This window comes from Sulfitobacter sp. W002, assembly GCF_025142135.1.
GTDB lineage: Bacteria > Pseudomonadota > Alphaproteobacteria > Rhodobacterales > Rhodobacteraceae > Sulfitobacter > Sulfitobacter profundi.
In genome coordinates this window covers 1,719,872-1,743,102 of the sequence record NZ_CP081126.1, presented here as the reverse complement: position 1 = coordinate 1,743,102, position 23,231 = coordinate 1,719,872, and the positions used below count along the sequence as shown (strand labels likewise).

The window sequence follows — 23,231 nt, the reverse complement described above, 5'->3', positions numbered from 1 at the left end:
TGAGTGCAAACAGGCTCGGCCGGATGGGTTAACGGGGGCTCAGCCCCGCGTGCGTTGCGCGCAGATCAGCCTTCGGGCTCGCGGTAGACGCCCTGCTCTTTTAGCGCGTCCGTAACTTCCTTGGGCATGTAGGTCTCGTCATGTTTGGCAAGGATTTCAGAGGCTTCGAAAGTCCCATCGATATAACGCCCGGTGCCGACCATGCCTTGGTTCTCTTCAAACAGATCAGGCAACACCCCGGTAAAGACCACCGGCACGGAGGCGCCGCCATCGGTCACGGCAAAGCGAATCTGTTCGCCCTGTCCGCGTTTCAGCGACCCTTCCTCGACCAGCCCGCCAATGCGGAACACCTCTGCCGGGCCGGGCGGTTCGGCGATGACTTGGCTCGGCGCGCGGAAATAGTTGATCCCGTCGCGCAGCGCATAGCCGATCAGAGCAGTCGACAGCACCAAGGCCACCGCCGCAACGGCAATGATCTGGATCCGGCGCTGTTTCTTGAGGCTCTTCATGGGAACAGCGGGGCCATCATCAGCCCCTCGGTTTCCGGCAGGCCGAGCATCAGGTTCGCGTTTTGCAACGCCTGACCGCTGGAGCCTTTGGTCAGATTATCGAGCGCCGCGAACACCGTCGCCCGCCCGGTCTGACGGTCGGCCACCACGCCGATATGACAAAAGTTCGAGCCGCGCACATGCCGGGTGCTGGGCGCTTCTCCGAAGGGCAGCACCTCGATAAAGGGCTCATCTGCATAGGCGTTCTGCAGCGTCTCATAAATCGCCTGCGCGTCGCCTTTGACATAGCAGGTCGCCAAGATGCCGCGGTTTGCGGGCACCAGATGCGGGGTGAATTGCACCTGCACGGGCCGCCCGGCAATGGCCGAGAATTCCTGATCGAATTCGCCCAGATGCCGGTGCGTGCTGCCAAGCGCATAGGCGTGATAGCCCTCGCTCAACTCCGCATGAAGCAGGTTTTCCTTGAGCGAGCGCCCCGCGCCCGAGACCGCGCATTTTAGGTCCAGTATGATATCGTCCAGATCAATCACACCCGCCGCGATCAGCGGGCGCAGGGCAAACTGCCCCGTCGCCGCGTTGCAGCCCGTGCCTGCCACCAACCGCGCGGCTGAAATCTCTTTGCGGTAGAATTCGGTAAGGCCGTAAACCGCCTCTTTCTGCTGCTCTAAGGCGGCGTGTTCATTGCCGTACCATTTGGCGTAATCCTCAGGGTCGCGCAGGCGGAAATCGGCAGAGAGGTCGACGATCTTGAGGTCTTTGGGCAGCGCCGCGATCACCTCTTGGCTGGTCTTATGCGGCAACGCGCAAAAGCACAGATCAATTTGCGAAAAGTCGATTTCTTCGATCGTGACCAATGTGGGCAGATCAAGATGGCGCAGGTGCGGAAACACCTCGGCGATAGATTGCCCCGCCTTGGAGTTCGCCCCCAAAGCTTTGATCTTCATTGAGGAATGACCAGCAATCAGCCGGATGAGTTCTGCCCCGGTATAGCCGGAGGCGCCAAGAATGGCGATGTTCTGGGTCATGGTCTGTCCCCTTGTTCGGAACGAAATATAATTGGAGTTCAGGCGGCGGTGAATGTGATCTGTCGTCGCAGGAACTGCGTCGCACGGTCGCTCACCCGGGCGGGATCGCCGGTGGTGAGAAACGCCGCCTCGCCACTGCCCATCATATTGGGATGCCGCTCAAGATAATCCGCCAATGAATCCGCCACCAACTCGGCTTGGCTAAACACTTTGACTTGCCCGCCCAAGGCCGCCTGAAACGCCTCCTGCATCAGCGGGTAATGGGTGCAGCCCAGGATCGCCGCATCGGGGTTGGGCATCTTGCGCTTCAGCGCGTCGACATGGCTGCGCACCAGCGCTTCGGCAAGGATCATGTCACCCTCTTCGATGGCATCGACCACCCCGCCGCAGGCCTGCGCCTCGACATCCACACCGATGGCGCGGAAAGACAGTTCACGCTGAAACGCGCGGCTTGCCACCGTGGCAGGCGTGGCGAAGAGCGCCACATGGTTGACCGCCACCTCGCGCGGGGGGGAGTTGTCGCCCCACTGCCGCTCGGTCATCGCTTCGATCAAGGGCACGAAAACGCCAAGCACCCGCTTGTCGCGCGGGATCCACCCCTCTTGCATCCGGCGCAGCGCGGCGGCAGAGGCGGTGTTGCAAGCGAGGATCACCAGATCGCAGCCCGCATCGAACAGCCGCTGCACGGCGGCGCAGGTCAGCTCATAGATGTCATCGGCGTCGCGCACGCCATAGGGCGCATGGGCGCTGTCGGCGAGGTAGATAAAATCCACCTCCGGCAGCCGTTCTTGCACCTTGTTCCAGACGGTCAGCCCGCCCAGCCCCGAATCGAAAATACCAACTGCCATGGTCTGTCGTCACCTGTCGGCTCTATGCCGTTCCTCAAACTCGTAACCGAGGCCCTGATACTGGCCCGGCTTTGGTGACAACTCATAGGTGGCTTTGCGCAGGAAATCCATCATCGCTTTTGCGTCCCCTGCCAGAGGGTCGAGCGTGGCGCGCGGGATCGGCGCGCCGATGGCCACGCGCACGGGCGTATCGACACGCGCGCGGAACTCTTTGATCAGCAGCCCCATGCGCAGGTTTGCGTGCAGGTGACTGGCGATCTGGAACAAGCGGCTGGTGTGACCGTCAAAGTAGATCGGCACCACAGTGGCGTCAGACTTGGCGATCATCCGCGCCGTGAAGCTCCGCCAGCCGGGGTCCATCGGCTGCGAAAAGGGCCGCGCGGCGGTGCTGACGGTGCCCCCGGGAAAGATACCAATCGCCCCGCCCTGCGCCAGATAGTTCAACGCGGTCCGGCGGGTGGCGAGGTTGAGCGCCAGTGCGGCGCGGTCTTCGGCAAAGCTGATGGGCAGCAGGTGATGCGCCAGATCCGGCGCTTGGCTGAAAACCGCATTGGCCATGATGCGAAAATCGCCGCGCGTCTGGCTCAGGATATGGCCCAGCATCAGCCCGTCCAGAATGCCGTAGGGGTGATTGGCGATCAGAATGACCGGCCCCCGCGTCGGGATATCCGCCAAAGCGCCGCGCATCACGTCCAGCGTCAGACCACAGCGCTGCACCATCGCATCGAAAAACCCCAGCCCCGCGGCCAGATCGTCTTCGTAGCCTTCGGCCCGTTTCAACAAGGATACGCGGCCGGTGGTGTTTTCCATCAATCGGATGAGCGCCCTCCCGCCCCGGGTTCGAGCGGAATGGGCATAGCTTATGTCACGGGCGTAAGTCACATCTCGGCCTCAGGATCGTCTTGGCAAACACTTTAAGGCAAAGATGTAACAGCCGTATTACTCCGCGGCCTTGGCCGTGGAGGTACCGCCCGCGCGGATCACCGCCAGCAGTTCCTCTCGGCGTTTTGCGGCCTTCGCCTCATTGGCTTGTTTCACCGGCCCGAAACCGCGGATTTGCAGCGGCAGTTCGGCCAGCGCCACGATGGCGTCGCGGGTCTGGTCGGTCAGCTTTGGCAGCACCTCGGCCATGTCGGCCTCATACTGTTTGATCAACGCGCGCTCCATCTTGCGCTCGGCGGTATAGCCGAAGGGATCGAGCGGCGTGCCGCGCAGCCCTTTGAACTTCGCCATGACCCGCAGCGGCCCTTCGAGCCACTGGCCGAACTCACGCTTCTGCGGACGGCCGTTCGGGCCCATCTTCGAGATCAGCGGCGGCGCCATGTGGAAGGTCATGTTAAAGTCGCCATCGAACTGCGCCCGCGCCTTGTCGCGGCTGGTGATCAGCAGGCGGGCGACCTCATATTCGTCCTTGTAACTCAAAAGCTTGTGATACCCCAAGGCCACCGCCGCCTTGACGTCACGGTCCTCGATACCGTCGAGCATCTTGGTATAGCGTTTGGCCAACCCCTTGCCCTGATAGTCGGTCAGGTGGTTCTCACGGAAGGCGATCTTTTCTCCCAGCGATTTGGGCAGTTCGACCACGTTATCGGGCTGGCTCACCTTCCGCGCGTCCTCAGGGTAGAGCACAGCCCAACGACCGATCTCAAAGGCACGTTTGTTGCGCTCCACCGCCGCGCCGTTCATCTCGATCGCCTGCATCAGGCTTTCGAACGAGAGGGGCAGAAGCCCGCGCTGCCATGCGGCGCCGAAGATCATCATGTTGGAAAAGATCGAATCTCCCAAACTCGCCTTGGCCAGATCCGAGGCATCAAACATCGCGACATCGTCCTTCAACCGCGCTTCGAGCGCGAGGCTCAGCCGGTCATAGGGCATCTGAAACTCGGTATCGCGGGTGAAATCACCGGTGATGATCTGATGCGAGTTCACCACGGCCCCGGTACGCCCGGCGCGGGTCAGCCCCAGCGTCTTGTGCCCCGCCGAGACCACCAGATCGCCGCCAATGAGCGCATGCGCCTCGCCGGTGGCGACACGGATTGCGCTAATGTCTTCGGGGCGCTCGGCCAGACGGCAGTGGATATGCACCGCACCACCTTTTTGGGCGAGGCCGGCCATCTCCATCATGCCAGCCCCCTTGCCATCAAGCTGTGCCGCTTGCGCCAGCAGTGCGCCGATGGTGACGACCCCGGTGCCGCCGACGCCGGTGATGACGACGTTATGGGTGCCGTCGATCTTAGGCAGGTCCGGCATCGGCAGGTCGGGGATGGTCAGTTCGGTTGTCGGGTCCTTGCGGATCTTGGCGCCTTCCAACGTCACGAAGGAGGGGCAGAACCCGTCAAGACAAGAGAAGTCCTTGTTGCACTGCGACTGGTCAATGGCGCGTTTACGGCCCAGCTCGGTCTCGTTCGGCACCACGGCCACGCAGTTCGACTGCACACCGCAATCGCCGCAGCCTTCGCAAACATCCTCGTTGATGAACACCCGCTTGTCCGGATCCGGGAACAGCTCGCGCTTGCGGCGGCGGCGCTTCTCGGCGGCGCAGGTCTGGATATAGACGATGGCGCTGACGCCCTTGTGCTTGCGGTAGGCCTTTTGCACATTCGGCATCTCGGCGCGCTCGTGTATTTCGACGCCCTTGAAGCGCGACAGGTCCACGTCTTCCTTCTGGTCATAGACCACGGCGAGGTTCTTCACGCCCATGGCTTTCAACTCTTCGACGATGCGGTAGGCGTCAAGGTCGCCTTCGTTGTGCTGACCGCCGGTCATTGCAACCGCGTCGTTATAGAGGATCTTATAGGTGATGTTCGTCCCCGCCGCGATGGCGGCCCGAATGGCCAACACGCCAGAGTGGTTGTAGGTGCCGTCGCCAAGGTTCTGGAACACATGCTCTGTATTGGAGAACGGCGCTTCGCCGATCCAGTTCGCACCCTCGCCGCCCATATGGGTGAAGCCCGTGGTTTCACGGTCCATCCATTGCACCATATAGTGACAGCCGATCCCCGCATAGGCGCGGGAGCCCTCTGGTACCTTGGTCGAGGAGTTATGCGGGCAGCCCGCGCAGTAATACGGCAGTCGCGCGGCGATATCTTCGGCATTGTCCGACCGGCGTGCCTCGTTCAGCGCCTCAAGCCCCGCGCGGATGCCATCGGTCTCGCGGCCCTCTTCCAACAGAATGCCGCCGATCTTTTCGGCGATCAGGATAGGGTCGAGCGCGCCACGGGTCGGGAACAACTCTTCGCCATGCTCCATGCCCGCGCCCCCCTTGTGCCAGCCATAGACGCGGCGGTGGGTATCGTTGAACAGCGCTTCCTTGATCTGCACTTCGATCAGCTTGCGCTTTTCTTCGACCACGACCACCAGATCAAGCCCGTCGGCCCATTCATGGAACCCCTGCATGTCGAGCGGGAAGGTCTGACCGATCTTATAAGTGGTGATGCCAAGACGCTCGGCCTCGTTCTCATCGATGTTCAGCAGGCTCAGCGCGTGGACCAGATCGAGCCAGTTCTTGCCCGCGGCGGCAAAGCCGATTTTGGCCCCGCGCTTGCCCCAGACGCGCTTGTCCATCTTGTTGGCATGAGAGAACGCCTCGGCGGCGAAGCGCTTGTAGTCAATCATCCGCGCTTCTTGCAGATGCGGGGTGTCGCCCAGACGGATACTCAGCCCGCCATCGGGCATGTCGAACTCAGGGATCACCAGCTTCATTCGGTTCGGGTCGCCGTTGACGACGCTCGTCGCCTCAACCGTGTCCTTCATCGTCTTCAGGCCCACCCATAGGCCCGAGAACCGGCTGAGCGCCCAGCCGTAGATGCCGTAATCAAGGATTTCCTGCACACCGGCGGGCGAGACCACCGGCATATAGGCATCCACCATCGCCCATTCCGACTGGTGCAACACGGTGGAGGATTCGCCGGTATGGTCGTCCCCCATCGCCATCAACACACCACCATGAGGCGAAGTGCCCGCCATATTCGCATGGCGCATCACATCGCCGGTGCGGTCCACCCCCGGGCCTTTGCCGTACCATAGGCCATAAACGCCATCATATTTCCCCTCACCGCGCAGTTCCGCCTGCTGGCTGCCCCATAGCATCGTCGCCGCGAGGTCTTCGTTCAGCCCCGGCTCAAAGCGCACGTTGTGCTCGGCGAGTTTCTTCTCTGACCGCTGCATTTGCAGGTCGACCCCGCCCAGCGGACTGCCCCGGTAGCCGGTCACATAGCCTGCGGTGTTCAGCCCCGCCGCGCGGTCGCGGGCGGACTGCATCATCATCAACCGTACCAACGCCTGCGTGCCGTTCAGCAGCACCGGGCTTTTCTTAAGGTCGAAACGGTCGTTCAGTGAAATCTTTTGCGTTGTCATGGCGGGCCCTCCCTAGCACGTCAGTCTTGCATGATTGCCTCCTATATAGGTCACAGCTGCTGACCTGTATAGCAGTTATTCCGCAACGGCAGCCCTGCAGGGGACGGTTTGTACTGTTTTCTCCCGGCTATTAAGGTAGGAGAAAGGCTGGGCAAGGAAAGTACGGGCCATGGATTGGGACAAACTCAGAATTTTTCACGCCGTGGCCGATGCCGGGTCGCTGACCCATGCAGGCGACAAGCTTAACCTGTCGCAATCTGCCGTCAGTCGGCAGATTCGCGGGCTTGAGGAACAGCTTAATACCAACCTCTTTCACCGCCATGCGCGCGGGCTAATCCTGACCGAACAGGGCGAGCTTTTGTTCGACGCGACCTCGGCCATGGCCAAGCGTCTTGACGCCGCCGCCGCACGCATTCGCGACAGTGAGGAAGAAGTCTTTGGCGAATTGCGCGTGACCACCACCACCGGTTTCGGCACGCTTTGGCTCGCCCCGCGCCTGCCCAAACTTTATGAGCAATATCCTGACCTTAAGGTCGACCTGATGCTTGAAGAGCGCGTGCTCGACCTGCCGATGCGCGAGGCCGACGTGGCGATCCGCATGAAAGAACCAAGTCAGGCCGATCTGGTGCGCAAACGGCTGATGACCGTGCGGATGGGGCTCTACGCCAGCCCCGAATATCTGGAAAAACACGGCACGCCAGAGCGGATGGAAGACATGACCAACCACCGGTTGATCTGTCAGAACACCGACAGCGATCAAGTCGGTGCCGGGCTGCAACTTGTCAAAGAGCTGATGATGTATGACCTGCGTTCGCTCTTGACGGTGAACAACTACTTCGGCGTGTTGCAAGGCGTGGTGCATCACCTTGGCCTCGGCGTGCTCCCCAACTACCTAATTCAAGACTTCCCGCATATCGTGCAGGTAATGCCCGATATCGAATCCGCCGAAGTGCCGGTCTACCTCGCCTATCCCGAAGAGCTTCGCCAATCCAAGCGCGTCGCGGCCTTCAAGGATTTTGTGCAGGAAGAGATCATAACCTACCGCAAACAATGGCGCGAACGGGTCGAAGGCGACAACTGAACCGCAGCCCCGCCGCAAGCCATGCAATAAGCGCATATCGGCCATGATGACTTGCGATGTTAAATAGCCTTGATTTGAACAGCCCTGCCTCCTATTTCACCATTATGAAGATTGACAGCCTGAGGGCGCGTCGCTTCATACCTCCCTGTTGGACTTGGCCGAGCTTTTAGCTCGGCCTTTTTTTTGGACCAACGCCTTCTTTCAGCCCACAGGCGGCCAAAGCCACTTCCCCCCCGGCATTTCCCCTTGTATGAGGGCGCAAACGCGCCAGCCGGGGAATTTCCATGCAAGATCCAGCCATCACGCCCGACCTTATCGCCAGCCACGGGTTCACGCCCGAGGAATACGCCGAGGTCGTCAACATCCTCGGGCGCGAGCCGAACTACACCGAGATGGGCATTTTCTCGGCCATGTGGAACGAGCATTGCTCTTATAAGTCCTCCAAGAAATGGCTGCGCACCCTGCCCACCGATGGCCCGCAAGTGATCTGCGGCCCCGGCGAGAATGCGGGCGTGGTCGACATCGGCGATGGCCAAGCGCTGGTCTTTAAGATGGAGAGCCACAACCACCCCTCCTACATCGAACCCTACCAAGGTGCGGCCACCGGCGTCGGTGGCATCCTGCGCGATGTCTTCACCATGGGCGCGCGCCCCATCGCGGCGATGAACGCGCTGAGCTTTGGCCGCCCCGACCACCCCAAAACACGCCAGCTTGTGCACGGGGTCGTCGAAGGCGTCGGCGGCTATGGCAACTGTTTCGGCGTGCCAACCGTTGGCGGCGAAGTGCGTTTCGACAAAGCCTATGATGGCAACTGCCTCGTGAACGCTTTCGCGGCAGGCTTGGCGGATGCCGACAAGATCTTCTACTCCGCCGCCTCCGGCGTGGGCATGCCCGTGGTCTACCTCGGTGCGAAAACCGGCCGCGACGGCGTTGGCGGCGCGACCATGGCCAGCGCCGAATTCGACGACACCATCGAAGAGAAACGCCCCACCGTTCAAGTCGGCGACCCTTTCACCGAAAAGCGCCTGATGGAAGCCACGCTCGAGCTGATGGCCACCGGTGCCGTGATCTCGATCCAAGACATGGGCGCTGCGGGCCTGACCTGCTCTGCCGTGGAAATGGGCGACAAAGGCGGCCTCGGCGTGCGTCTCGACCTTGAAAAAGTGCCGACGCGGGAACTCAACATGACCGCCTATGAGATGATGCTCAGCGAAAGCCAAGAGCGTATGCTCATGGTCCTGCGCCCCGAACTTGAAGCCGAAGCCAAAGCCGTCTTCGACAAATGGGACCTCGATTTCGCCATCGTCGGCGAAACCCTCCCCGAAGACCGCTTCCTCATCTGCCTTGATGGTGAGGTCAAAGCCGACCTGCCGCTGTCGAAACTCGCCTCCACCGCGCCGGAATATGACCGTCCTTGGGTCGAAACCCCTGCCGCCGCCGCTTTGTCCGACGCGCCAACCATCGACCCCATCCAAGGCCTCCGCGCCCTTATTGGCTCCGTGAACCACGCCTCCAAAGCATGGGTCTATGAGCAATACGACACGATGGTCATGGGCGACACCGTCCGCCTGCCCGGCATTGGCGCTGGCATCGTGCGGGTCCATGGCACCGACAAGGCGCTGGCCTTCACCTCAGACGTGACCCCGCGCTACGTCAAAGCCAACCCCACCGAGGGTGGCAAACAGGCCGTGGCCGAAGCCTATCGCAACCTCTGCGCCGTGGGCGCCAAACCATTGGCGACAACAGACAATCTCAACTTCGGCAATCCCGAAAAGCCCGAAATCATGGGCCAGTTCGTCGGCGCGATCAAAGGCATCGGCGAAGCCGTGGGCGCGCTCGACATGCCAATCGTGTCGGGCAACGTATCGCTTTATAACGAGACTGACGGCAAAGGCATTCTGCCCACCCCGACAATCGGCGCGGTCGGCCTGATCGACAATGTCGACCAGATCATCAGCAACCAACTGCGCGAGGGGCATGTAGCCCTCTTGATCGGCAACGCGGGCGGCCACCTCGGCCAATCCGCCCTGCTCGCCGAAGCCTTCGGCCGGGCCGAGGGCGATGCGCCCCATGTCGACCTCGTGGCCGAACGCCGCCACGGGGAATTCATCCGCGCCCAGTCCGGCCAAATCTCCGCCTGCACCGACCTCGGCGATGGCGGCCTCGCCCTCGCTGCCTTCGAATTGGCCGAAACCGCAGGTATTGGCATTGAGATCGAGAGCGATAACACAGCCACCCTCTTTGGCGAAGATCAGGCCCGCTACCTCGTGGCCTGTACCGCCGAGGCAGCAGAAGCCCTGATCGCCGCAGGCAAAGAGTCTGGCGTGCCCGTGGCCCAAGTCGGCGCATTCGGCGGAGACAAGATCAGCTTCGGCGCGGCCTCTGCACTGCTGGCAGATCTGCGCGCCACTTACCGCAGCACCTTTGCGCAAGCCTTCGCCTGAACCTCTGGTTTCGGAGCCGCCCTTGCTTGAGACCAAACGGTCGCGCGCAGGGCGGCAGGGCAAGCTAAATCGCCGAGGGGCCCCTTCAGGGGATACGGCTATTTCGCTTGAGCCGACGACAGGCGGGTGACAGGCCGGGATCAATCAAGGGTGGCTCTGAAACCTTCTGGTTTTGGAGAGACCCGCAGCCGGCTCCCTCGGCCTCGCGCCTAGCCTTCCGCGTTCAACCCCGCCAACATCCGCGCCTTTTCACCCGGATCATCGGGGCGCGAGATCGCCTCGGCCAAGGCCTCCAACGACGCAATCGAATGCCCTGCGCGAAAACTATCGACATGGGGCAGCATCGCGCGAATGCCCGCCGCTTTGGGCGCAAACCCGTCCCACCTCAAAAGCGGATTTAGCCAGATTACCCGCCGCGCGGTCAAATGCAGCCGCTGCATCTGCCGCGCCAGCTCCGCCGGATCGTCCCGGTCCAGCCCGTCGGTGATCAGCAAGACCACCGCGCCCTGCCCCATGACCCGCCGCGACCAGTCGCGGTTGAACGCTGCCAGCGCGGCCCCGATGCGGGTCCCCCCCTCCCAATCCTGCGCCTGCGCCCCCGCCGCTGCCAGCGCCGCATCCACATCGCGAGTCGCAAGATGCCGGGTGATATTGGTCAGCCGGGTCCCAAAGGTGAACCCATGCACCTGCGCCCAGCCGGCGCCCCTGCGGTTGGCCACCGCGTGCAGGAAATGCAGGATCATCCGACTGTATTGGCTCATCGAGCCTGAGATATCACAGAGCACCACAAGGTTCGGATAGCGTGCGCGCGGCGTCATCCGGTAGAGGCGTTCCATCTCCCCCCCGCGCCGCAGCGCCGCTTTCATCGTGCGTGCCACATCAATCCGCCCCCGCGCCGCCGCCACATTTCGGCGGCTCGGCATCGGCGGCACCGGGAGTTCCAGCTTGGCCAACATACGTTTCGCCTGCGCCATCTCGGCAAGGGTCATCTGTTCGAAATCCAGCGTTCGGAGCCGCTCGCGCGCCGACATCGTGAGGCTCGCATCCACTTCAATGAGGGTCTCTTCCGGCTCGGGCTGGTCGTCACGTTCCGGCGCTTCGGCCCCGTCCAGCAGGGCTTCTGCCGCGCGTTTCTCTGCCGGGGTCGCGGGGCGGTCCTCTTGCACACCGCGGATGGCGGGTAGCATCGCAGCCATCATATGTTCCAGATAGCGCGGATCGCGCCAGTACAACCGGAATATCTGCGCAAAAATCCGCGCCTGTTCAGGGCGGTTCACGAAGCAGGCGTGCAGCGTCCAATAGAAATCACGGCGGCTTGTGAACCCCACGGCGGCGACCGCCTCCACCGCCTCCACCACGCGCCCCGGCCCGATGGACAGCCCCGCCCGCCGCAGGGCGCGGGCGAAATGGGTGATATTCCCCGCCAGCTTCGGGTCGTCCGGCAGGTCGAGGGGGGTCTGCTCAGCCATCCCGTTTAGGCAGGCACCAATGACGCCCGGGCCTGCTCGAGAATGCGCGCGGCCTCGGACCCTTGCAACTTGGCGATGTCGTCTTGGTATTTCAGCACCGCCCCCAACGTATCGGCAATGACCTCGGGGCTTAGGGTCGTCACATCCAAGGCCAGCAAACATTTCGCCCAATCGATGGTCTCTGCCACGCCGGGTTTCTTGAACAGATCCTCCGTCCGCAATTGCTGAACGAAAGCCACCACCTCGCGGCTGAGCGCCTCTGCCGCCTCGGGCGCGCGGGCCGAAAGGATCGCCATCTCACGCGCCACATCCGGGTAATCGACCCAATGGTAAAGGCACCGCCGCTTCAGCGCGTCATGCACCTCCCGCGTGCGGTTGGAGGTCAGGATCACGATCGGCGGCTCCGGCGCACGGATCGTGCCAAGCTCGGGGATCGTCACCTGAAAATCACTCAGCGCCTCCAACAAAAACGCCTCAAAAGGCGCGTCGGTGCGGTCCAACTCATCGATAAGCAGCACCGGCGCGCCGTTCTCATCGGGGCGCAGCGCCTGCAAAAGCGGGCGTTCGATCAGGTAGTCGTCGCTGAACAACTCTTGGGTCAGCGCGCGCCGATCCGCGCCACCGCCCGCCTCCGCCGTGCGGATCGCCACCATCTGGGCGGGGAAATTCCATTCATAAACCGCGCTCGACGCATCAAGCCCTTCGTAGCATTGCAACCGGATCAACCGCCGCCCCAACCCGGCGGCCAGCGCCTTGGCGATCTCGGTCTTGCCGACCCCTGCCTCGCCTTCCAGAAACAAAGGCCGCCCCAGCGTGAGGCTGAGGAACACCACAACCCCAAGCGCGCGGTCGCAAACATAGCCCTCAGCGCTTAGCATCTCTTGGACCGCGTCGATCGTATCAATGTTTTTCATGGCCCCAGTGGTGCATTCCCGCCCCGCCCCGTCAAGGGGTCTGAAAGGGTGCGGGCAGATTGACGTGATTTCTCCGCGCTGGCATAGTCTCAAGCAATAATCGACGGTCACCGGGATCAACGGGGCCACAGGGGCGGATATGGGACAGAGCATTTTCATCGCGATCCGGCGCGGCGGGGTCTGACATGCGCATCACCGCTGTCACCTGCGTCAAGAACGAAGGCCCGTTTCTGCTGGAATGGATCGCCTTCAATCGGGTGATCGGGGTCACGGATTTCCTATTCTATTCAAATGATTGCACCGATGGGACCGACCGTCTGCTGGGCGCGCTTGACGGGCATGGTATCGTCACCCATCTGCCCAACCCAGCCAGCAATCGAAACTACCAGATGCAGGCGCTAAAGGATGCACGGCGGCAAACCGTCGTCACGCAGGCCGATTGGGTCTGGGTCGCGGATGTGGACGAGTTTTTAAACATCCATGTGGGCGACCACCGCGTGCCCGCGCTGATTACAGCCTGCGGCGATCCGCAGGCAATCTCGCTGCATTTCCAGTTCTTCGCCAATGGCGGGATCGAGGATTTCATTGATGAACCGATCATCGCGCAATTCACCCGCAGCCATAACCCCGACATCTGGTGCGCCGATACGGCGATTGAGGTTAAATCCTTGGTCCGGCAAGATTTCCCCTTGGGCTATTACGGGGCGCACCGCCCTTTTCATGATGACAGCAAAGTTCAACCCCATTGGACGGATGGCGCAGGCAGGCAGGTGCCCGCGCCGTTTCGGACTGCCGCCAACAAACGCCGCATCCGTGCCTTTCCTGCCCGCGGCGCGCGGCGCTTTGCGACCCTAAACCACTACGCGCTGCGCTCGCTCGACAGCTATCTGGTCAAGAATGATCGGGGTGACGTGAACCGCGAACACCGCGCCTTTGACGACACCTATTGGCGCGACCGCAATGATGCAGCTTGGGAGGATCGCTCGATCCAGCGTTACCTGCCCGCTCTGCGCGCCGAGATGGATCGCCTCAAAGCGCTGCCCGGCATCGCTGAACTTCACGCCAATGCCGTGGCCGCACACCGCGCCCGCCGCGATGCCCTGCTGGCCGATCCGGCCTACCGGGCGATGCAGGCGCAACTCCGCGAGGCCAGCCCCTACTCCGCCGCCGAAGCGCAGGTCCGTGCCGAGATTGGACTAAAATGACCGGCCCACGGATCATCAACCTTGGCCTGCCCAAGACCGGCACCACCACGCTCACCGATGCGCTGCGCCACGCGGGGCTCAAGGTCGCCGATTGGCGCATCCGCAAAGGGCAAAGCGCCCTGCCTGACATTACCGGAGAGCATGTCGGTCGGATCATCTATACCGATTATTTTGCCAGCGGTGACCCGCTGGCGCGGCTGAAAGAATTCGACGTGATCAATGAGATGAGCGCCGTGCGCCATGACCGCAGCCTTTGGCCGCAGACCGATTGGGGGCTGCTGAGCGCCATTCAGCAACATCACCCCGACATCAAGTTCCTGCTGTCGCACCGCGATCCGGCAAAGACGGCGAACAGCATGATGCGCTGGAACAATCTGGGCCGCCGCCGCCTGCCACAGGCCGATGTGCCGGGCCTGCCCCGCGGCTTTGGCCGCAGCGAGGCCGAGCTTGCCAAATGGGTCGAGGGGCATTTCACCTTTTGCCGCCGAGTCTTTGCTGGCTGCGCCAATTTTCTGGAATTCGACATCGAAGACCCCGGTGCGCGCGACAAGATCGCCGCCTACCTCGGCATCGACCTGCCATGGTGGGGCCAAAGCAACACCGGCAAAGAAGTGGCCGAGTGATGCGCCTCACCCTGTTCATCGGCCCGACCGAGAAAGCCGCCGCGCGACTGCGCAATATCTTGCAGCAGCAAAAGGGCGCGCTGTTGAAACAAGGGGTTTTGGCCCCCGATTGGAACCACGTCCGCCTCTATGCCGCCTGCGCCGCGCCTGATGCGGTTGGACTGCTGCGCTATCGACGCGGGCTCGACAGTGCTTTGATCGGCGCCACGCTGCGTGATGAATTTCACGCACTGATCCCTCGCGATTTGGCCGAGAGCCGCGCCGATCATGTGGTGCTGAGCGCGGCACAACTGGGCAACCTGCTGTCGCGCCCCGAGGAGCTTGCCCGCCTGCGCGATCTGCTCTGTCCGTATTTCGACGACATTCGCATTATCGCGCATCTAGATGAACAGGCCCGACTTCTCACCGCGCATTATACCTTTGCCGTGACCGAAGGCCGCCGCCATTCGCTGACACAGGAACTCACCTTGGCGGAGCGTGGCAGGTGGTGGCAAGGCGCGCTCGAACCTGCTGAGGATGCCCCCGACTTCGGCCTATTCTCAGATGTGCAAAACCCTCCCTTCTGGCTGGATTATCAGACACTTCACGGTCATTGGGCGGACGCCTTTGGGGCCGAAAAGATCCAATTTCGCCCGCTCGACCTGCCGCAACTCCTGTGCAAAGACGGGGCGCGGGAAGTTTCCGATAGCCTTGACCTGACCACGCCCCTCGGTCCGGTTGATCCGGGCCGCGCGCTTGCCCCTCTGCCCGCGCCTTGGCTGGCCCGAATGCGCGCGTTTAACGATGTGCTGATCCGCTATCTGCAAGCGCATGACCTCTCCTGCCCGCGCAGCACATGGAGCCAGATGTTGCAGGCGCTGCAGATCGGTGGCGCAGCGATCGCGCCCGGCAGTCTCGCCCCGATCTCTGACCATTTCGCCAGCGACAACGCTGCCCTCATCACCCGATATCCCACGCTGGCAGCGGCGCTCACCCCCGACAGGCCAGAACCCCTTTGGACCGAAGCAGACCCCGAACGCGGCTTTCGCGCCACGCAGTACCTCGCCGCCTTCGCCCACCGCATCAGGGCCACCGCGACCCCACTGGCGCAGAAACGCGCAGAGGCTGAGATGGCGCGCCAGTCGGCCGCGAAATTCGAGGCGATGCTATCGGACCCCACCGCATCAGAAGACGCCCGCGCGACCAATGCCCCGCTTTTGAACCGGGTGAAGGTCAACCACGAAACGATCCTTCGCAGCCCCTTCCGCCCGCATAACGACACGGCACCCGAGGGCGAAGACCAGCCCGCGCCCGCCTATACCACCGTCCCGCCGCGCCAATTACCGCCCGGCAACAGCGGCAATGTCATCGTCGGCTGCATGAAGAACGAGGCCCCCTATATCCTTGAATGGGTCGCCTATCACCGCGCCGTGGGCTTTGATAACTTCCTGATCTACACCAATGATTGCACCGATGGCACCGATGCCGTGCTCGGGCGGTTGCAAGACATGGGCATCCTGCAACACCGCAACAACGACGACTGGAAGGGCAACTCTCCGCAGCAGCATGCCCTAAACCAAGCGCTGAAAGAGCCGCTGATCCGGGGCGCGGAATGGATCGCGCATATCGATGTTGACGAATTCGTCAATATCCGCACCGGCAACGGCACGCTCAACGATTTCTTCGCCGCCGCGCCCGAGGCGACCAATATCGCGATGACTTGGCGGCTCTTTGGCCATAACGGCGTTACGGCCCTGTCCGATGCGCCGGTGATCGGCCAGTTCGACCACTGCGCCCCCAGCTTTTGCCCGAAACCCCATACCGCATGGGGGTTCAAGACGATGTTCCGCAACATCGGCGCCTATGAAAAACTCTCCTGCCACCGGCCCAACAGGTTGGACGACGCGCAGGCGGTACGGGTCAAATGGGTCAACGGCTCGGGCCGCGACATGACGCGCGATGCGCTGCGCAACGGGTGGCGGTCTTCCAAAAGCAACATCGGCTATGACCTGCTGCAACTGAACCACTACGCTCTGCGCTCAGCGGACTCCTTTCTTGTCAAACGCCAGCGCGGGCGCGCGCTGCATGTCGACCGCTCCATCGGCATCAACTACTGGATCCGCATGGATTGGAACGACCACCAAGATGTCTCAATCCAGCGCAACCTGCCGCGTCTGCACGCCGAGATGGCCCGCCTGCTGGCCGACGACCCGCTTCGCGCGCATCACGAAGCGGGCCTTGCCTGGCACCGCGCCAAAGCGGAAGAGCTGCACCAAACGCCAGAGTTCCGCGATCTCTACCGCCAAGCGCTTAACGTCAAGTTAAGCGCGACCGAGCGTGTCGCCTATGCTCTCGCTCTCGATATGGAAAGCTGACCCGTGACAGACACCAAGCCTGCGCCGAATTTCATCCACTCCCGCGGCATGAAATTCCCCGACGATCCAACGATCCTGCGCGGGCGGGTCCGCAAACTACTGCGCCAAAACGCCTATGAAGCAAAGGAAAGCGAGGCCGCGCTGCGCGTGGTCCGGGAGGGTGACCGGGTAATCGAACTGGGCGGCGGCGTGGGTTATATGTCAACGCTGGTGGCCAGCAAACGCAACGTGGCTTCGGTTCATTCATTCGAGGCAAACCCCAACCTCATCCCCTATATCCGCCGGGTCCATGCGGCCAACGGGCTGAGCAACGCCCATGTCACCAATGCCATCCTTGGCCCTGCGCCGGGCAAGGTCGACTTCCACGTACGCGAACAGATCCTGTCCTCCTCCATGACCCGTTTCGAAGGCGAAGCCCCGCCCGAGACCCATCAAATCGACGTGCTGAGCGCCGCTGAGGTCTTTGCCGACCTCGCCCCCAGCGTTCTGATCTGTGACATTGAAGGCGCTGAGGTCGACCTGATCCCGTCGCTGCCGCTCGACACTCTGCGCGCCGCCATCATTGAGTTGCATCCGCAATGGATCGGCCCCGAGGGGGTCAATAAGGTCTTTGCCGCCTTCATGCAGGCGGGCATGGCCTATTACCACCGCGGCTCGCATAACAAAGTCGTGGCCTTCCGCCGTGAATGGTAAAGTCTCCCACCTCGCGATCCTTTGTGTGCGCAACGAAGGCGCGTTCTTGTTGGAATGGCTCGCCCATCACCGCGCCATCGGGTTCGATCATGTGCTTGTCTTTTCCAACGATTGCGACGACGGCACCGATAACATGCTTGACCGGCTCCAAGCCCTTGGTGGTGTCACCCACATCCGCAACGACGGCCCCTATGAGAAAGGCGGCATTCAGTTCACCGCGCTGAAGGCCGCTGCCGAACTAGAGATCGTGCAGCAGGCCGATTGGATCCTGCCCCTTGATGTCGATGAATTTGTAAACATCCATGTCGGCGATCACAGCCTCTCCGCTCTGCACGCCGCCCTGCCCGAGGCCACGGCGATCACCCTCACATGGCGGCTTTTCGGCAGTGCCGATCAGGTCCGCTACGAAGACCGCCCGGTGACCGAAGGCTTTACCCGCTGCGCCCCTGCGGTGATGCATTGGCCATGGCGGGCTGCCATGTTCAAAACCCTCTACCGCAACGATGGCACCTATGCGCAGCCGGGCGTGCACCGCCCCCGTGGCCCCAACCCCGCGCGGCTGGACCAATCCCGCTGGTATGACGGCCATGGCCGCGCCCTGCCCGATCTCTTCAAGACGCGGCGCATTTTTTCAACCTATGGGCGGCAGAACTATGGGCTGGCCCAGATCAATCACTACCCCTTGGGCGCGATGGAATCCTATGTCCTCAAAGCCGACCGCGGCCGCGCGGTGCACCGCGCAGACATGCTGGGCCTGGACTATTGGGTTGAGCGGAATTTCAACACCGAGACCGACACAACCATCAGCGCCAGCGCCCCGGCGCGGGCCCGCGAACTCGCCGCCCTCAAGGCCGACGCAACCCTCGCCGCCCTGCACGAAACGGCCGTCGCTTGGCGCCGCACCCGGTTCGACACGCTAATGGGCCAAGAGCCATTCCGCGCCCTATTCGGACGCCTGCTGATGGCCCCGCCAAGCCGCCCGGTCACCGCCAAAGCGGCACGTATCATGCTGGAATATGCGAGGCGCGCCCAAGCCGCCGAGCCCTCTCAATAGCGCACCGCCACCATACCGCCCCCGGAAAACCGTCACATTCTCTTCAATTTCTCACGGATTTTCCGCATTTTCGCCCTATTATCCGGCTATACCCTGCTGAAACGGCGGTTCTGCCCCGCCCTGACAAGCCCGAGGATGCCCGATGCCGCGCGAGACGCCTACGATCGAAAGCTCACTGGCCGATATGCCCAAACGCGACTGGCTGCGCGCAATAGAGGCCGTGGCCGAAGAGGATGGATATTTCCAATCCTTGGGCAAACGCCATTTCTCTGCCTTCATTGAGCGTGAGACCACCCTGCTGGTCACGTTTGAGACCTATCAAGGCATGCATGCCCTTTCCGACAAGGCGCAGCCCTTGGGCTGGGACATGGTCCGCAATCACGACTGGTCGCATCTCTGCCTTGCCAGCGATGGCGACACATGGTTCCGCGCCGAAGAGGTCTATGCCTATTTCGACAGGTTAATCGACGACGGGTTCTTTGATGAATTTGATCAGGTGTTGTTCTACGGCGCTGGCCCCTGCGCCTATGCCGCCGCCGCCTACTCCGTCGCCTCCCCCGGTGCAGCGGTTGTGGCGATCCAACCACAGGCCACGCTTAACCCGCGCATCACCGATTGGGACGACCGTTTCACCGATATGCGCATCCTCGATTTCACTTCCCGCTATGGTTATGCGCCCGATATGCTCGACGCCGCGGAACGGGTCTTTGTGCTCTACGACCCGAGAGAAAAACTCGACGCGATGCATGCCGCGCTCTTTACCCGCGCCAATGTCACCAAACTGCGCATGCCCTTCATGGGCGATGCGCTGCAAACCGACCTGCTGGAGATCGACCAGCTTGACCCGCTGCTGCAGGCCGCCGCCGACGGCACGCTGGACGCGGCCCGTTTCGCCGCCCTCTACCGCGCACGACGCGACTACCTGCCCTACCTGCGCAACCTCAGCCAAGCGGTCAACGCCCAAGGGCGCGAGAGACTGCTCGAAGCGGTCTGCGCCAATGTCAGCGCGCGGATGAGCGCCCCACGCTTTGCTCGCCGCCTTGAACGCATTCGCGCCCGCCGTGAGGCCGCCGTGACAAAGGTGGCGACCGCCGCCGGATAGGTTTTCAATCTGGCGCGCGCCCCCGCTCTGTGCTAGCCCCGCGCCCATGACACAAAGCCTCACGATCCGCCGTCCCGACGACTGGCACCTGCACCTGCGCGACGGCGACATGCTGCGCGCCGTGCTGCCCCATAGCGCCCGCGACTTTGCCCGCGCCATCATCATGCCAAATCTCGTGCCCCCGGTGGTGACCGGCGCCCAAGCCGCCGCCTACCGCGACCGCATCATGGCCGCCCTGCCTGAGGGTGCCGATTTCACCCCCCTGATGACCCTCTACCTGACCGAGGACACGGACCCAGACGACGTGGCCCGCGCCCATGCCGATGGCCTCATCCAGGCGGTCAAACTCTACCCCGCCGGCGCCACCACCAACTCCGCCAGCGGCGTGTCCAACTTCGACAAAGTCGCCCCGGTGCTCGACCGTATGGCCGAGATCGGCCTGCCCCTTTGCACCCACGGCGAAGTCACCGACAGCGAGATCGACATATTCGACCGCGAGGCCGTCTTCATCGACCGCGTGCTCGACCCAATTCGCCGCGCGCATCCTGCGCTGCGCGTGATCATGGAACATATCACCACCGCCGATGCCGCCGACTACGTGCGCAGCAACGACAGCGGCCTTGCGGCCACGATCACCACGCATCACCTCGTGATCAACCGCAACCACATCCTCGCTGGCGGCATCCGCCCGCATTACTACTGCCTGCCCGTGGCCAAACGCGAGACCCACCGCCTCGCCCTGCGCCGCGCGGCCACATCCGGCGACGCGCGCTTTTTCCTCGGCACCGACAGCGCGCCCCATACCGATGGCGCGAAACTGCAACCCTGCGGCTGCGCGGGCTGCTTCACCGCACCCAACACAATGTCAATCCTCGCACAGGTTTTCGAAGAGGACGGCGCCCTCGACAAGCTCGAAGCCTTCACCTCGCTCAACGGCCCCGCCTTCTACGGCCTGCCGCCAAACGAGACCCGCATTACCCTGCGCCGCGAAACACCGACCCACCCCACCAGCGTCGACACCCCCGACGGCCCGGTCACGGTCTTCGACCCCGGCTTCGATCTGCACTGGACCACCTAAACCTTCATCCTTTCTTAAATACCGATCCGACCTCTCCCCAGCCAAGGACGCCTGCCATGATCCCCACCAGCCACCCCAGCCCCGAAGAAATGGCCCGCCTCACCGCGCGCATGTTGCTGGAGATCGGCGCGGTGCATTTCAACGCGGATGAACCCTTCACGCTGGCCTCGGGCCTGCCGTCCCCAACCTATATCGACTGCCGCAAGCTGATCTCTCACCCGCGCATCCGTTCGACGCTGATGGACTTCCTCACCGTCACAGTGATGCGCAACGCGGGGTTTGAGGCTTTCGACAATATCGCCGGGGGCGAGACGGCCGGCATCCCCTTCGCCGCCATGGTCGCCGAGCGGATGGCGCTGCCGATGACCTATGTGCGCAAAAAGCCCAAAGGCTATGGCCGCAACGCGCGGATCGAAGGTGACATGTCCGAAGGCCAGCGCGTGCTGCTGGTCGAGGATCTGACCACGGATGGTGGCTCAAAGCTCAGCTTTGTCGACGCGATTCGCGAAACCGGCGCAAGCTGTGCCCATACCGCCGTGATCTTCCACTACGGCATTTTCCCACAAACCGAAAAGACCCTTGGTGACCATGGCGTTACGCTTCATGCGCTGTGCACATGGTGGGATGTCTTGGCCGAAGCGCGCGCACAAGGCGCCTTTGACGCGGCCACACTGACCGAAGTCGAAGCCTTCCTGAACGCCCCGCGCGAATGGCAGGAATCCCGCAAAAGTTAACCGAAATTTCACAAGATGTTGACCCAAGGCCCCTCCACAAGGCAAAATGTGGTGGGGCCTTTTGTCGACAAAGATATCCACAAAAGATACAATTTGCGCCGGGCGACCCCACTGGCTATGACGACCATCTGAGTAGAAATGGGTGAGGTCATGAACGAAATTACATCGCTGAACGCGAACCAATTGGCCGTGCAGGCACCGGAATCGATGCCGCATTCGATCGAGGCCGAGCAGCAGTTGCTGGGTGCGATCCTCACCAACAACGACGTTTATGACCGCGTGGCCTCTGTCATTGGCCCCAAGCATTTCTACGAGCCGGTCCACGCGCGCATCTTCGACATCGCCTCCCAGCGGATCGCCAAGAACAACCTCGCCTCTCCGGTCACGCTCAAAGCCTTCATGGAGGACGACGAGGGGCTGAAGGAGCTGGGCGGCCCTGCCTATCTCGCCCGTCTCGCGGGTGCTGCGATCAGCGCCTTTGCGGTGCGCGACTACGCGCAGATGATCTATGACCTCGCCGTGCGCCGCGACCTGATCCAGCTGGGCCGCGACATTTCGGCTAAGGCCGCGCAGGTCGATGTCGCCTCCGAGCCGCGCGAGCAGATCGTCGAGGCCGAGCAGGAACTCTACAAGCTGGCCGAACAGGGTCAGGTCGAAAGCGGCTTCCAGTCCTTCCTCAAGGCCGTGACAGATGCGGTCAACGTGGCCAACGCCGCCTACCAGCGTGACGGGGGGCTCTCGGGCGTCTCCACCGGGCTGATCGACATGGACAAGAAACTGGGCGGTCTGCACCGCTCTGACCTTCTGATCCTTGCGGGCCGTCCGTCGATGGGGAAAACCTCGCTTGCGACCAACATCGCCTTCAACGTGGCCAAAGCCTACAAACGCGGGATGAAGCCCGATGGCACCGAAGGCGCGGTCGACGGCGGCGTGGTGGGTTTCTACAGCCTCGAGATGAGCGCCGAACAGCTTGCCGCGCGGATCCTGTCGGAAGCCGCCGAGATCCCCAGCCAACAGATCCGTTCGGGCGACATGACCGAGACAGAGTTCCGCCGCTTCGTCGATGCCGCCAAGGCATTGGAAGCCTGCCCGCTGTTCATCGACGACACGCCCGCCCTGCCGATCAGCCAGCTTGCCGCCCGTGCGCGGCGGCTCAAACGGACCCACGGGCTTGATGTGCTGATCATCGACTACCTGCAGCTGGTCCGCGGCACGGGCAAATCGGAAAACCGGGTGAACGAAATCTCGGAAATCACCATGGGTCTCAAGGCCATCGCCAAGGAACTCGACATTCCGGTGATCGCCTTGTCCCAGCTTTCGCGTCAGGTGGAAAGCCGCGACGATAAACGCCCGCAGCTGTCGGACCTGCGTGAATCGGGCTCGATCGAGCAGGACGCCGATGTGGTGATGTTCGTCTACCGCGAGGAATACTACAAAGAACGCGAAAAACCGGGCGATCATGAGCTCGATAAAATGGCGGTCTGGCAAGAAGAGATGGAGCGCTTGCACGGCCGCGCCGAAGTGGTCATCGGCAAGCAGCGTCACGGGCCGATCGGCACGGTGGACCTTAGCTTTGAGGGCCGGTTTACTCGCTTTGGCAACCTTGTGCAGCCCTGGCAGCAGGGTGGCGGCGACGATCAGGAATTTTGATCCGCCTCGGCTGAAGGCCACCGCTCTTTGCGGGCGGTGACCCTCAGCCGATCGTGACCACCCCCCCATCGAATTCACATTCCTGAATAAAT

At 62.5% G+C, this 23,231-nt stretch carries 18 protein-coding genes; 11 read left to right on the top strand and 7 right to left on the bottom strand.

All coding sequences use genetic code 11. The features are described 5' to 3' along the window. Window positions 1–65: 65 nt before the first annotated feature. From ccmE to K3758_RS08565, 5 genes are read right to left on the bottom strand one after another with little or no spacing between them, the layout of a single operon-like run. The gene (gene ccmE / locus K3758_RS08585) at window positions 66–509 is read right to left on the bottom strand and encodes a cytochrome c maturation protein CcmE (protein WP_067626977.1); all 444 of its coding nucleotides are present in this window, start codon (window positions 507–509) and stop codon (window positions 66–68) included. Further along, window positions 506–1,534 carry an N-acetyl-gamma-glutamyl-phosphate reductase gene (gene argC / locus K3758_RS08580; protein ID WP_259943944.1) on the bottom strand — a complete coding sequence of 343 codons (1,029 nt, stop codon included), beginning with the start codon at window positions 1,532–1,534 and terminating at the stop codon, window positions 506–508. Before argC ends, ccmE begins: the two co-directional genes overlap by 4 nt. A gap of 38 nt (window positions 1,535–1,572) precedes the next feature. Next, window positions 1,573–2,382: a glutamate racemase gene (gene murI / locus K3758_RS08575; protein WP_259943942.1), complete on the bottom strand. Its 810-nt coding sequence runs from the start codon at window positions 2,380–2,382 to the stop codon at window positions 1,573–1,575. A 9-nt stretch (window positions 2,383–2,391) separates the two neighbouring features. Beyond that, window positions 2,392–3,264, bottom strand: coding sequence for a lysophospholipid acyltransferase family protein (locus K3758_RS08570; RefSeq protein ID WP_311201504.1), 873 nt, complete (start codon window positions 3,262–3,264; stop codon window positions 2,392–2,394). 57 nt (window positions 3,265–3,321) lie between these two features. Continuing rightward, entirely contained in the window at window positions 3,322–6,738 is a 3,417-nt protein-coding gene (locus K3758_RS08565) for an indolepyruvate ferredoxin oxidoreductase family protein (RefSeq protein ID WP_259943934.1), read from the bottom strand. Between the two features lie 169 nt (window positions 6,739–6,907). On the opposite strand from K3758_RS08565, the gene K3758_RS08560 reads away from it, so the two are divergent. Both K3758_RS08560 and purL read left to right on the top strand, forming a co-directional pair. Then, window positions 6,908–7,819, top strand: coding sequence for a LysR family transcriptional regulator (locus tag K3758_RS08560; protein ID WP_120350931.1), 912 nt, complete (start codon window positions 6,908–6,910; stop codon window positions 7,817–7,819). A 284-nt stretch (window positions 7,820–8,103) separates the two neighbouring features. After that, entirely contained in the window at window positions 8,104–10,263 is a 2,160-nt protein-coding gene (gene purL, locus K3758_RS08555; RefSeq protein ID WP_259943931.1) for a phosphoribosylformylglycinamidine synthase subunit PurL, read from the top strand. A 209-nt stretch (window positions 10,264–10,472) separates the two neighbouring features. On the opposite strand, the gene K3758_RS08550 is transcribed toward purL, so the two are convergent. Together K3758_RS08550 and K3758_RS08545 are read right to left on the bottom strand one after the other, a co-directional pair. Continuing rightward, entirely contained in the window at window positions 10,473–11,732 is a 1,260-nt protein-coding gene (locus K3758_RS08550; protein ID WP_259943929.1) for a VWA domain-containing protein, read from the bottom strand. Between the two features lie 5 nt (window positions 11,733–11,737). Next, window positions 11,738–12,646, bottom strand: coding sequence for a MoxR family ATPase (locus K3758_RS08545; protein WP_067629100.1), 909 nt, complete (start codon window positions 12,644–12,646; stop codon window positions 11,738–11,740). Window positions 12,647–12,831: 185 nt separating this feature from the next. Here K3758_RS08545 and K3758_RS08540 point away from each other — a divergent pair, with 185 nt between their 5' ends. From K3758_RS08540 to K3758_RS08500, 9 genes are all read left to right on the top strand, one after another. Next, window positions 12,832–13,851, top strand: a complete 1,020-nt coding sequence (locus K3758_RS08540) for a glycosyltransferase family 2 protein (protein ID WP_259943923.1) — start codon at window positions 12,832–12,834, stop codon at window positions 13,849–13,851. Next, entirely contained in the window at window positions 13,848–14,474 is a 627-nt protein-coding gene (locus K3758_RS08535) for a sulfotransferase (protein ID WP_259943920.1), read from the top strand. Before K3758_RS08540 ends, K3758_RS08535 begins: the two co-directional genes overlap by 4 nt. Continuing rightward, window positions 14,474–16,828 (top strand): glycosyltransferase family 2 protein, encoded by a 2,355-nt coding sequence (locus tag K3758_RS08530; RefSeq protein ID WP_259950042.1) that lies wholly within the window; start codon window positions 14,474–14,476, stop codon window positions 16,826–16,828. The genes K3758_RS08535 and K3758_RS08530 overlap by 1 nt, the downstream gene beginning before the upstream one ends. Window positions 16,829–16,831: 3 nt before the next feature. Next, entirely contained in the window at window positions 16,832–17,521 is a 690-nt protein-coding gene (locus K3758_RS08525; RefSeq protein WP_259943917.1) for an FkbM family methyltransferase, read from the top strand. Next, the gene (locus K3758_RS08520) at window positions 17,511–18,575 is read left to right on the top strand and encodes a glycosyltransferase family 2 protein (protein ID WP_259943913.1); all 1,065 of its coding nucleotides are present in this window, start codon (window positions 17,511–17,513) and stop codon (window positions 18,573–18,575) included. The genes K3758_RS08525 and K3758_RS08520 overlap by 11 nt, the downstream gene beginning before the upstream one ends. 142 nt (window positions 18,576–18,717) lie before the next feature. Next, window positions 18,718–19,677 (top strand): phosphoadenosine phosphosulfate reductase, encoded by a 960-nt coding sequence (locus tag K3758_RS08515; protein WP_259943910.1) that lies wholly within the window; start codon window positions 18,718–18,720, stop codon window positions 19,675–19,677. Between the two features lie 46 nt (window positions 19,678–19,723). Continuing rightward, window positions 19,724–20,755, top strand: a complete 1,032-nt coding sequence (pyrC, locus tag K3758_RS08510; RefSeq protein ID WP_259943908.1) for a dihydroorotase — start codon at window positions 19,724–19,726, stop codon at window positions 20,753–20,755. A 56-nt stretch (window positions 20,756–20,811) separates the two neighbouring features. Next, a complete protein-coding gene (locus K3758_RS08505; protein ID WP_259943905.1) occupies window positions 20,812–21,489 on the top strand; it encodes an orotate phosphoribosyltransferase in 678 nt (225 codons plus the stop codon). 150 nt (window positions 21,490–21,639) lie between these two features. Further along, window positions 21,640–23,139: a replicative DNA helicase gene (locus K3758_RS08500; protein WP_259943902.1), complete on the top strand. Its 1,500-nt coding sequence runs from the start codon at window positions 21,640–21,642 to the stop codon at window positions 23,137–23,139. Window positions 23,140–23,231 lie beyond the last annotated feature (92 nt).